The sequence below is a fragment of the Actinoplanes sp. TFC3 genome, from assembly GCF_001553785.1.
Classification (GTDB): Bacteria; Actinomycetota; Actinomycetes; order Mycobacteriales; family Micromonosporaceae; genus Actinoplanes.
Genome location: NZ_LOJP01000002.1, coordinates 97,477 through 107,237, shown reverse-complemented (window position 1 = coordinate 107,237; position 9,761 = coordinate 97,477). Strand labels below are relative to the sequence as shown.

At 69.2% G+C, this 9,761-nt stretch carries 14 protein-coding genes; 9 read left to right on the top strand and 5 right to left on the bottom strand.

Annotated elements, in window-relative coordinates; genetic code table 11:
- Positions 1-17: 17 nt before the first annotated feature.
- Entirely contained in the window at positions 18-383 is a 366-nt protein-coding gene (locus tag TFC3_RS27480) for a hypothetical protein (protein ID WP_067507931.1), read from the bottom strand.
- Between the two features lie 77 nt (positions 384-460).
- Between TFC3_RS27480 and TFC3_RS27475 the strand changes: the two genes are divergently transcribed.
- The 3 genes from TFC3_RS27475 to TFC3_RS27465 all read left to right on the top strand — a co-directional run bounded on the left by TFC3_RS27475 (position 461) and on the right by TFC3_RS27465 (position 2,862).
- Complete coding sequence (locus TFC3_RS27475) at positions 461-1,354, top strand: Gfo/Idh/MocA family protein (protein WP_067507929.1); 894 nt, start codon at positions 461-463, stop codon at positions 1,352-1,354.
- Between the two features lie 67 nt (positions 1,355-1,421).
- The gene (locus tag TFC3_RS27470; RefSeq protein WP_067507927.1) at positions 1,422-2,030 is read left to right on the top strand and encodes a sigma-70 family RNA polymerase sigma factor; all 609 of its coding nucleotides are present in this window, start codon (positions 1,422-1,424) and stop codon (positions 2,028-2,030) included.
- An 88-nt stretch (positions 2,031-2,118) separates the two neighbouring features.
- Positions 2,119-2,862: an anti-sigma factor domain-containing protein gene (locus TFC3_RS27465; RefSeq protein ID WP_067507925.1), complete on the top strand. Its 744-nt coding sequence runs from the start codon at positions 2,119-2,121 to the stop codon at positions 2,860-2,862.
- Between the two features lie 29 nt (positions 2,863-2,891).
- Here the strand turns inward: TFC3_RS27465 and TFC3_RS39645 are convergent, their stop codons facing one another.
- Entirely contained in the window at positions 2,892-3,173 is a 282-nt protein-coding gene (locus TFC3_RS39645) for a hypothetical protein (RefSeq protein WP_236718481.1), read from the bottom strand.
- Between TFC3_RS39645 and TFC3_RS39640 the strand changes: the two genes are divergently transcribed.
- Both TFC3_RS39640 and TFC3_RS27455 read left to right on the top strand, forming a co-directional pair.
- The gene (locus tag TFC3_RS39640; protein WP_236718480.1) at positions 3,172-3,579 is read left to right on the top strand and encodes a fasciclin domain-containing protein; all 408 of its coding nucleotides are present in this window, start codon (positions 3,172-3,174) and stop codon (positions 3,577-3,579) included. The two genes, TFC3_RS39645 and TFC3_RS39640, sit on opposite strands and share 2 nt — an antisense overlap.
- Position 3,580: 1 nt before the next feature.
- A complete protein-coding gene (locus TFC3_RS27455; RefSeq protein ID WP_369819699.1) occupies positions 3,581-5,062 on the top strand; it encodes a molybdopterin-dependent oxidoreductase in 1,482 nt (493 codons plus the stop codon).
- 286 nt (positions 5,063-5,348) lie between these two features.
- Here TFC3_RS27455 and TFC3_RS27450 read toward each other — a convergent pair whose 3' ends face one another.
- Positions 5,349-5,636 (bottom strand): hypothetical protein, encoded by a 288-nt coding sequence (locus tag TFC3_RS27450; protein WP_067507921.1) that lies wholly within the window; start codon positions 5,634-5,636, stop codon positions 5,349-5,351.
- 249 nt (positions 5,637-5,885) lie between these two features.
- Between TFC3_RS27450 and TFC3_RS27445 the strand changes: the two genes are divergently transcribed.
- Positions 5,886-6,287 carry a hypothetical protein gene (locus tag TFC3_RS27445; RefSeq protein ID WP_236718479.1) on the top strand — a complete coding sequence of 134 codons (402 nt, stop codon included), beginning with the start codon at positions 5,886-5,888 and terminating at the stop codon, positions 6,285-6,287.
- Between the two features lie 47 nt (positions 6,288-6,334).
- On the opposite strand, the gene TFC3_RS27440 is transcribed toward TFC3_RS27445, so the two are convergent.
- Positions 6,335-7,279, bottom strand: coding sequence for an AraC family transcriptional regulator (locus tag TFC3_RS27440; protein ID WP_236718478.1), 945 nt, complete (start codon positions 7,277-7,279; stop codon positions 6,335-6,337).
- Between the two features lie 349 nt (positions 7,280-7,628).
- Here TFC3_RS27440 and TFC3_RS27435 point away from each other — a divergent pair, with 349 nt between their 5' ends.
- From TFC3_RS27435 to TFC3_RS27425, 3 genes are all read left to right on the top strand, one after another.
- Complete coding sequence (locus TFC3_RS27435; RefSeq protein ID WP_067507915.1) at positions 7,629-7,985, top strand: STAS domain-containing protein; 357 nt, start codon at positions 7,629-7,631, stop codon at positions 7,983-7,985.
- A 59-nt stretch (positions 7,986-8,044) separates the two neighbouring features.
- Positions 8,045-8,374, top strand: a complete 330-nt coding sequence (locus tag TFC3_RS27430) for a YnfA family protein (protein ID WP_067507913.1) — start codon at positions 8,045-8,047, stop codon at positions 8,372-8,374.
- 86 nt (positions 8,375-8,460) lie between these two features.
- Complete coding sequence (locus TFC3_RS27425) at positions 8,461-8,919, top strand: VanZ family protein (RefSeq protein ID WP_067507911.1); 459 nt, start codon at positions 8,461-8,463, stop codon at positions 8,917-8,919.
- Here TFC3_RS27425 and TFC3_RS37415 read toward each other — a convergent pair.
- Positions 8,882-9,761 (bottom strand): hypothetical protein (locus tag TFC3_RS37415; RefSeq protein ID WP_201787280.1); only part of this gene is annotated, 880 nt, incomplete at its 5' end. The two genes, TFC3_RS27425 and TFC3_RS37415, sit on opposite strands and share 38 nt — an antisense overlap.

Here is a 9,761-nt window from a genome sequence, read left to right as displayed (position 1 = left end):
GCGTGGGGGTGGGCTGCTCAGCCACTGGTCACCTCGGCGATCTGCTGCAGGCGCAGCACCAGGACCGGCAGCGTCAGCGCCGCGACGGCCAGGATGAGCAGGCCCCAGCGGGTCGGCTCGAGACGGGCCAGATACACCCCGACCGGTGCGAACGCGATCGTGGTGATCAGGTAGCCGACGAACGTGGTCCAGTCGCTGGGGCGCGGCTCGGTGAACAGGCCCACGATGGCGACCACCACGAGCACCACCACCAGCGCGCCGAGGCCGAGCATGGACCACAGGTCGGTGTTGCTCGGCGCCTTGTTCAGCGCGCACCGGATCAGATACCAGACGCCCAGCACACAGGCCACCACGATGGTCGCAAGCGAGAGCGGGCCGTTCATCACCGGCCCAGCGTACTGATCAGCCGGAGCGTGTTAGCTTTCGGCCGGGTGATCCAGCGCGGGAAGGCGGCACTGCCATGAAATTCGGACTTTTCGGTACGGGACCCTGGGCGCACCTGGCCCATGCGCCGGCCCTGGCCGCGCACAAGGACGTCGAGTTCATCGGGGTCTGGGGACGCAACCCGGAGAAGGCCACCGAGCTCGCCGAGCAGCACGGCGCCAAGGCGTACGCGGACATCGACGCGCTGATCGCCGGCGTGGACGCGGTGGCGGTCGCCCTGCCGCCGGACGTCCAGGCGGACATCGCGCTGCGGGCAGCCCGCGCCGGTAAGCACCTGCTGCTGGACAAACCCGTTGCCTTCACCGCCGAGGCCGCCGACGAGATCGTGGCCGCGGCCAAGGAGAACAACGCCGCCGGTGTGGTGTTCTTCACCCGCCGCTTCATGCCGCAGATCGACGACTTCCTGGCCGGGGTCACGGCGACCGGCGGCTGGCTCGAGGCCCGGGTGGACCACCTCGGCTCGATCTTCAACGAGGGCAACCCCTTCGGCGAGTCCGTGTGGCGCAAGGAGAGCGGCGGCCTCTGGGACGTCGGCCCGCACGCCACCGCGCTGGTGCTGCCGGTGCTCGGCCCGGTCGAGAAGGTCACCGCGCTGAGGGGCACCCGGGACATGACGCACGTGCTGCTGCGCCACACCGGCGGCGCGATCACCACGCTGACCCTGACCGTGAACGCGCCGGCCAAGCTGGAACGCGAGGACGCGGCCTTCTTCGGCGAGTCCGGCGTGGCCGGGGTCCCGGCGGTCGACTGGCAGCCCGTGCAGGCCTTCGGCCGGGCGGTCGACGCGCTCATCTCGGCGGCCGGCGGTGGGCCGGCGTCGCCGCTCGACCTGGAGTTCGGGGCCCAGGTCGTCAAAATCCTGGCGGCCGCCGCGGAATCCATCGCAACCGGGCGCACTGTCGATTTGTGAGCCATCCCCATAGCCCGCCGCTCCGAATCAACGTTGAACGCCCGTGGATAAGTGAGAGGCAATCGAGATGACGGACTACGGCACCGCACGACGTCCGGAACATCTAGCTGCCGTACCAACGCCGCCGGCCGACGTGGGTGACCTCTTACGCGCGGTGGCGCGCGGGGATGAGGCTGCGTTCGCGCGGCTCTACGACCTCGTCGCGCCACGCGTCTACGGGTTGATCCGGCGCGTGCTGCGCGACCCGGCGCAGGCCGAGGAGGTCGCCCAGGAGGTGCTGGTCGAGGTGTGGCGCACCGCCGCGCGCTTCGACGGCTCCCGCGGGTCGGCCACGGCCTGGGTGTTCACCATCGCCCACCGCCGAGCGGTGGACCGGGTACGGGCCGAACAGGCCAGCGCCGATCGAACCCTGAAGGTCGGCGCCGCGTCGGTCGATACTCCGTACGACGAGGTGGTCGACGAGGTGTCGGGGCGCCTGGAACGCCAGCAGGTGCGCCACTGCCTGGACGACCTCACCGAGCTGCAGCGCCAAGCCGTGACGCTCGCCTACTATCAGGGTCACTCGTACCGCGAGGTAGCCGAACTCCTCGGCACCCCCCTCCCGACGGTCAAGACCCGGATGCGCGATGGGTTGATTCGACTGCGGGACTGCTTGGGCGTGGAGGTGATGGCATGACCGCCTGCACCGAGCGTCGCCGACCGTTAGTTGACTGCGGCCGTGACGGCGAGGGCCGGAAGGGCATGCCTAAGGAGGTGCTGGCCTGATGGGTACGGATGTGCATTCCTTGGTCGGGGCTTACGTGCTGGACGCGGTGGACGATCTTGAGCGGGTGGCGTTCGAGCGTCACGTTCAGGAGTGCGACGCCTGCCGTACCGAGCTGGATGAACTGCGGGAGACCTCCGCGCGGATGGCCGACAGCACGTGGTCGGTGCCGCCGCCGCGGATGCGCACCGAGGTCATGGCGGCGATCGGGCGTACCCGGCAGCTTCCTCCGCCCGAGCCAGCGGCGCCCGCGCACAAGTCGCGGGAGACCCGGGTGCGGCGCTGGACGCTGGCTGCGGCCGCCGCGGTGGTCCTGGCCGCCGGCACGGGTACGACCGTTTACGCCATTCAGGATCAGCGGGTACGGGACCAGAGCGCGGTCGCCGCAGCAGCGGAACTGCGCGAGGCTCGCATTCAGTCCATCCTCGCCTCGCCCGACCTGGTCGTGCGGACCTCGCCGGTGCGCGGTGGCGGCACGTTGACCGTGGCGTCCTCGGTGACGCGCAATGCCGCCGTCGTATCGCTCGGCGCCGACCGGGCTCCCGCCTCGAACCAGGCGTTCCAGCTATGGAGCATCCACGGCTCCACACCGGCCGACGCCGGGGTGATGGCCGCCGGGGCCGGCTCTGCCGTGGCAGTTGTCGACGGACTGCCTGGCAGCGACGCGCTCGGGGTCACGCTGGAGCCGGCCGGCGGCTCACTCACCCCAACTGAGCCGCTTTATGCCAAAGTTTCCCTTACTTAGGACCCATCCGGTTTCCTAACCGGTCCGAATCAGTTGTGAGGGTAAGTAATCACGACTGAGGGGTTCAAAATGCGCACCAAGCAGATCACCGCCGTCGCCGCGGCCGCCTTGTTCTCCTTCTCGCTCGCCGCATGCGGCAGCGACTCGGATTCCACCGAAAGCTCGGCCCCGGCGGCGCCGATGACCTCGTCCGCCGCGCCGATGATGTCGGCCCCGGCCAGCTCGGGTGCCTCGGATACCATGACGAACTTCGGAGCCGGCTGTTCGGCCGTGCCGACCGATGACTCGAACCCGGGCAGCTTCGCCTCCATGGCGCAGGTCCCGGTGGCCACCGCCGCGTCCGGCAACCCGGTGCTGTCCACGCTGGTCAGCGCGGTCAAGAAGGCCGGCCTGGTGGACTCGCTGAACACCGCTGAGGCGATCACCGTCTTCGCCCCGGCCAACTCGGCGTTCGAGAAGATCCCGGCGAACGACCTGAAGAAGGTGCTCGCCGACAAGAAGCAGCTGACCGACATCCTGACCTACCACGTGGTGCCCGGCAAGCTGGCCCCGGCGGACCTGGCCGGCAAGCACAAGACGCTGGAGGGCAAGGAAGTTACGGTCACCGGCAGCGGAACCGACTTCAAGGTCGGCGGCGCCTCGGTGGTGTGTGGCAACGTGCAGACCGCCAACGCCACGGTCTACATCATCGACTCCGTTCTGATGCCGAAGAGCTGACGTGCTGCAGCGTACGGGTAAACCGGCGCTGATCGGCGTGCTCTCGGCCGCCCTCGGTGTGGCTGCCGCGGAAGTCCTCGCGGCGGCCACCCGGCCGGCGGCCGGACCCCTGGTCGCGGTGGGTGGCGCGGTCATCGACGCGGCGCCGACGCCGGTCAAAGAGTTCGCGGTCCGCACGCTCGGAACCCATGACAAGCCCGTCCTGCTGGCCAGCATCGCGGTGGTCCTGGTGCTGTTCACCGCAACAGTCGGCATTCTGAGTTTCCGCCGCCGCTGGGTGGCGATCGCCGGTGCCGCCGTCTTCGGTCTGGCCGGTGCGGCCGCCGCGCTGGCCCGGCCCGCAGCCATTGCCTACGACGCGGTGCCCTCGCTGGTTGGCGCGGCCATCGCCGGCTTCGTGCTCTACCACCTGGCCAAACCGGTCCGCGAAGTCGTCATCGACCGGCGCGCCTTTCTCCGTGCGGCCGTGGTGCTCGGCGGTGGCGCCCTGATCGCCGGGGGCACTGCGGAGACCATCAAGCGGGTCCGCGGCGGAGCGATCACCAAGTCGCGGGAGGCCATCCGGTTCCCGGTGGCCGCCGATCCCGCAAAACCCCTGCCCAACGGCACCGCTCCGGGCTTCTACACCCCCACGCTGTACCGGGTGGACACCGCGCTCAGCGTGCCGCGCATCGATGTGTCGACGTGGTCGCTGCGCATCCACGGCATGATCGGCAAGGAAACCTCGCTCACCTTCGACGATCTGCTTAAGCGCCCGCTGATCGAGCGAGACATCACGCTCAACTGCGTGTCGAACGAGGTGGGCGGCCCGTACATCGGCACCGCCCGGTGGTTGGGTGTTCCGCTGGCGCCGCTGCTCAAGGAACTGGGCGTGGACCCGGCGGCGGATCAGCTCGTGGCCCGCTCGGTCGAGGGCATGACCATCGGTACGCCGGTGGCCACGATCATGGACGGCCGCGACGCGATGCTGGTGGTCGGCATGAACGGTCAGCCGCTGCCGCTCGAACACGGCTTCCCGGTCCGGATGCTCACCCCCGGGCTGTACGGGTACGCCGGTGCCTGCAAGTGGATGGACGAGCTGGAGCTGACAACGTTCGCGGACTATGACGCGTACTGGGTGAAAAGGGGTTGGGGTGCCCGCGGCCCGGTGAAGACCGCCTCGCGCATCGACTCACCCAAGCCGTTCGCCAGCGTCAAGGCCGGCAAGGTGAACGTGGCAGGCGTGGCCTGGGCGCAACGCCGCGGCATCCGCAACGTCGAGATCCGGGTCGACGACCGCGACTGGCAGAAGGCGGACCTGCTGCCGGTGCCCTCCTCGGACACCTGGGTCCAGTGGCGCTACTCCTGGGACGCGACACCCGGCCCGCACACGCTGACCGTACGGGCCACCGACGGCACCGGTGCGGTTCAGGTCGAGGAGCGCGCCACCCCATTCCCCGACGGCGCCACCGGCTGGCACAGCATCACCGCCACCGTGCAGTAGCGGCTTCGACCGCCGCGGTGGTCCGGGCGTCATCCCCGGTGGCGAGCAGGCCCAGCAGGCTCCCGCAGCGACGCAAGCGCGAGAGTCCGCTGGGCCTGCCCGTCCCCCGAGCCACGGACCTGTGGGCAGATCGCCGGGTATGCGACAACGTGGGTAACCGCAGCTACCCTGTGGACCAACGACGTGCTCGCCGCCGACCGGCATCTCTACCAGGCGGCCGGGTTCCAAGCCGCACCACAGCTTCGGTGCGGCTCCTCGCCGGCCAGAACTGGGTCCTCGATCTCGGTCAGGGAACCGTCTTCTCGATGGCCGCTGCGCCGTCGCGGTCGAGTTCCTCGCGGGCGCGCTGCACGTTTTCCGGCGTGGGGTCGTGGCCCTCCGCCACGGCCAGGTCCTCGGGATCCCAAGGCTGGTCCGCGCCCGTACGGATCTCCGGCTGGGCTCCGGGTTCGATGAACGCCGGGGTGTCCGCGTCCGGGCCGCCGTCGCCGACGAATTCGTCCACCGCCACGTCGTCCTCGATGGCGTCCACCACCTCGGGCTGCTCCTCCAGGGGCCGGATCTGCTCGCTCATCGTTCCTCCAGTCACGCTTGTGAGTCGCTGCATCGGATACCCCTTCGGTAACAGATCACAACGCGCGCAGCGCCGCTCGGGTGAGATAGGTGGAATAAATGGGACGATCCTGCACTTCGGCGCCGAGTAAGCGTGATTCGGACAGCCGCCGCGCGCAGCGGATGGACGGTGCGTGACGAGACGAATACATTTCAGCGGTGTCGCCTGTGTGGGGTCCGGCGGGGATCGCGCACCGGTGGCGAGGGGAACGTGAGGAATGAACGATCGCTGGGAACCGCGGCGCCGTCCGCGTCCGGGCGGATCGGACGGCTCGCGATGAGCAGCCTGCCCGATGCCGAGCGTGACGCGAGCGAGGTGGTGCGGCTGCTCCTCGGCCTGGCTACCGTGCTGGACCGCCGGGGCATCGACCTCGGCGACGAAACCGAGGTGCTGGCCGCCCTCGCCCGAGACGGTGGAGCCGCGGCCGCCCGGGTGCTCGAATATCTGCGTGAGCTGCGCGGCGCCGGCGACGGCGAGGCGGCGGCCGTACCGCCGCGGCTGGGTCCGTGGCGTGATTGGGTGCCACCGCGGGGCAATCTCCTCGGCGGTCTTGGCGAACCCCGGGTCGGCGAGATGCCGCGCCCGCGACGCCGCCACGATCCCGGCGAATGATCTCAAGCCGACGGCCCGGGCGGACAACCCGGGCCACGGCGAGCAGGCTACCGATTATCGCGCAACGTCTCCGACGGGCTGACCCCGTAGCGCCCCCGGTACGACGAAGCGAACCGGCCCAGATGGGCGAATCCCCACCGATGTGCCACCGAGGCGACGGTGGTCCGCGCCGGATCCTCGCGCCGCAGGGTCTCGTGCGCCCTGGTCAGCCGGACCTGTTGCAGGTACGCCATCGGGGCGCTGCCGACGTACCGGCGGAATCCCTCCTGCAGGGACCGGACGCTGACGCCCGCAATCCCGGCCAGATCAGCCACCGTGAAGGGCCGTTCGGGTTCGTCATGGATGGCGTCCACGACCCGTTGGATGGCCCGCGGCGGACCGGCTGGTGCGGGCGCGCTGAGCTCGTTGGAATAGCGGTGCGGCACACTGAGCAGCAGGCCGCTGATGACCGCGTGACGCAGCTGACCGGCAATGATCGGCAAACCCATCATGCTGCTCGGATGGGTGATTTCTCCGCGCAGCAACCGGACCAGCCGGCTCCAGCTACGCATCGGCCCGGTGCTCAGATCGACCAGCGAGGGCAGCTCGAGCGGGCCGGTGACCCGATGGCCGAGCAGCGTGCTCAGCTCACCTTCCAGCGCCGCGCGATCGATCTTCACGTCGAGTTCCGTGGAGTTCGGGTCGTGCAGCGTGTACACCGGCAGCTCGGGTCCGAAGATCACCGCCCGACCCGGGTCGGCCACTGCGCGCACCCCGGCATGCTGGGTGTGCACCTTGCCGGTGACCGGGATCGTCAGGTGGTACGCGTCCAAGTCACTGGCCGCCAGCGTGGTGGCAGCTCCAAAGCCGAGCTGGCCAACTGTCAGCGTTCCATGTTGGATCACGTCGGCGCGGAACTTGAAATCATCTGCCCCCTCCGGCACCCCCACGGCAATGGGGTAGTAGAACCGGTTCAGCAAGATCCGAGTGTCGTCGAGATCGGCACTGTTCAAGCTGGCGGAGGCAGGGTATTCCGCGGGCGTCGTGATCGTCCTGAAGTGAACGTCACTCATCTCGTAGGGCACTCCTGCGCATACGCTGAGTATTCGGTTAGGAGGCGCCTACGTCAATGTCCGCGGCGCACCGTGACCGCTTAAGCACATTCTGACCGGATGAACTACTCTGGCGTTCCGCGCCTACCTGGCGTAACTTGCAGCACAGCGGAATGTTGTTGGACGCGATTGTCGGCCGGCGCCTTGGTGAGGTTCCGGGCTGGGCTGGCCGGCTGATCTGCCGGGGCGCAGCAGACTCCGCGGAGGTTCGGCGTCGCCCGCACGACGCCAGGACAGGAAGAGGGCAGCCGTGTATCTGCCGATCACCACTCGCCAGTTGGCCGATGGCACCGTTGAGATCGCCCCGAGCGGCGAGATCGACCTGGACAACGCCCACGTCATGCGTGACGCCGTCAACGACGTGCTCACCGCGCAGACGCCGGCCAAGATCGACCTTGACCTGCAACGGGTCATGCTCATCGACAGCATCGGCATCGGCATTCTCGTTGCCTGCTTTCATGCCGCGGCTGCCTCGGGCGTAAAGCTCGTGGTCAGCCATCCGAGCCCTACCGTCTACCGCCAGCTCTGGATTTCCGGCCTGGTCGGCCTGCTCGGCTGTGCCGAGCCGCCCTCGCCGCGCACGTCGGTGGGACTTCGGCCGAGTTGACCGCCTGATTCTCCGGCTTCCCTGTTGCCGCGGGGCCGCCGGCGAAACATGATCAACTCATGGGTGTCCTGCGTTCGCTTGCGCTTTTCCTGCTCGCCGCGCTCGCCGAGATCGGCGGTGCGTGGCTGGTCTGGCAAGGCGTGCGCGAGCACCGCGGCCTGCTGTTCGCCGGGGCCGGGGTGCTCGCGCTCGGGGCGTACGGGTTCGTGGCGACGCTGCAGCCCGACCCCAACTTCGGCCGGATCCTGGCCGCGTACGGCGGGGTGTTCGTCGCAGGTTCACTCGGCTGGGCGATGCTGCTCGACGGCTTCCGCCCGGACCGCTACGACCTGATCGGGGCCGCGCTCTGCCTGGGCGGCGTGGCCGTCATCATGTACGCCCCACGCTGAGCAACATGCCGGCCCGGTCGCGCTTCCGGCGCTCAGCACGGTGACGGTCGTCGTAGCCTGCGCGCAGCCTTTACGGTTGAGCAATCATGCGGCGCAGCTTCTTGAAGGCAACGTTCCTGCTGTACGTCCTGAGCGTTGTCGCCATCACGGTGTTTCCGATCCAGGCGCACCCACCGTCGTACTGGGCCGGCGAGCCGTTCACGGAGATGATCCACTGGATCCCCGGCGTCGTGGACGCGCCCAGCTTCGTGCTCAACGTGATCATGTTCGTCCCGTTCGGCGTCCTGCTCCCGCTGATTGCGCGCAGCACCGACTCGTACCGCAGAATCGCCCTCAGCGGCTTGGCCGCCAGCGCGACCATCGAACTCGTGCAGTTCATCCTCGGCGTGACAGTGGGCAGCCGGCGCACCGTGGACGTCAACGACTTGATCGCCAACACCGCAGGCGCCCTGCTCGGCCTGCTCATCCTGCGCCTGGCCATCCCGTCGGCCAGGCACCGGGGCCACCTCAGACGAGAAAATCCGGCTCCACATGGTGGATCTTGATCGGCATCCCGTCCGGCGTCTCCACATGCAACTGGGTGCCGATCTCACCGTCCACGGCAACCTTCACAATCGTGATGTTCCGCTCGATCAGCAACTGCTGCAGCCGGTGCAGGGGCATGGTCGCGGAGAAGTTCAGCTCGACGGTGCTCTCCCCGCGCGACGGATCGGGCGGCCGGCTGACCAGGCTGATCTGGTGGATACCAACCTGCATGAGCACCCAGGCGCCATCCCGGTCACCGTGCACCAGCGCGCCACCCAGCGCCTCATAGAACTCGACGGCGGCCCGCATGCCGGCAACGTGGACAACCGGCTGAAGCTGCAGGCCGGGCAGCATGGGCGGGCGCGCCGGGACCTTGGCGATGCCGCGCTGGTTCACCACCTTCCCGGCGGGAATCTGCGGGCCTGGGCTGACGGGGGCTGATGCTTGCAGGCGGTCGGCGTGGTTGTTCGAGCGGTTGGGCGGCGGCAGGGGGGCCGAGGCGCGGCCGCGGGCGGTGTCCGGCCTGATGTTTTCCGGCCTGATGGTGTCGGGCCTGGCGTTTTCTGGCCTGGCGTTTTCTGGGCCGCGTGGGTGTGGGGGCCAGGTGGAGTTGGCAGGGGTGTTCTCGGAACGGCCTGTTCCGGTCCGGGGCACTTCCCGGTGCAGCACTTCCTGATCAGCGGCCTCATGCGGGGCGGCTTGCCGCGGGCTTCCGGCTCCTTTCGCGACCGCCTGCTGGTCTGCCGCTTCCTGCGGGTCTGCCGCTTCCCGCGGGTCTGCCGCTTTTTTCGCGGCTGGCTGCTTAATGGCCGTTTCTTCCGTGGGCGGCTGCTGGGGGGCGGCTTTTTGGGTGGGCGGCTGC

What these genes read in the sequence shown, in the direction of transcription:
- TFC3_RS39645 (WP_236718481.1), bottom strand. Translation starts at nt 3,173, where the DNA reads ATGGAGGCGAAGCTGCCCGGGTTCGAGTCATCGGTCGGCACGGCCGAA.
- TFC3_RS27475 (WP_067507929.1), top strand. Translation starts at nt 461, where the DNA reads ATGAAATTCGGACTTTTCGGTACGGGACCCTGGGCGCACCTGGCCCAT.
- TFC3_RS27480 (WP_067507931.1), bottom strand. Translation starts at nt 383, where the DNA reads ATGAACGGCCCGCTCTCGCTTGCGACCATCGTGGTGGCCTGTGTGCTG.
- TFC3_RS27470 (WP_067507927.1), top strand. Translation starts at nt 1,422, where the DNA reads ATGACGGACTACGGCACCGCACGACGTCCGGAACATCTAGCTGCCGTA.
- TFC3_RS39640 (WP_236718480.1), top strand. Translation starts at nt 3,172, where the DNA reads ATGGCGCAGGTCCCGGTGGCCACCGCCGCGTCCGGCAACCCGGTGCTG.
- TFC3_RS27430 (WP_067507913.1), top strand. Translation starts at nt 8,045, where the DNA reads ATGGGTGTCCTGCGTTCGCTTGCGCTTTTCCTGCTCGCCGCGCTCGCC.
- TFC3_RS27425 (WP_067507911.1), top strand. Translation starts at nt 8,461, where the DNA reads ATGCGGCGCAGCTTCTTGAAGGCAACGTTCCTGCTGTACGTCCTGAGC.
- TFC3_RS27450 (WP_067507921.1), bottom strand. Translation starts at nt 5,636, where the DNA reads ATGAGCGAGCAGATCCGGCCCCTGGAGGAGCAGCCCGAGGTGGTGGAC.
- TFC3_RS27465 (WP_067507925.1), top strand. Translation starts at nt 2,119, where the DNA reads ATGGGTACGGATGTGCATTCCTTGGTCGGGGCTTACGTGCTGGACGCG.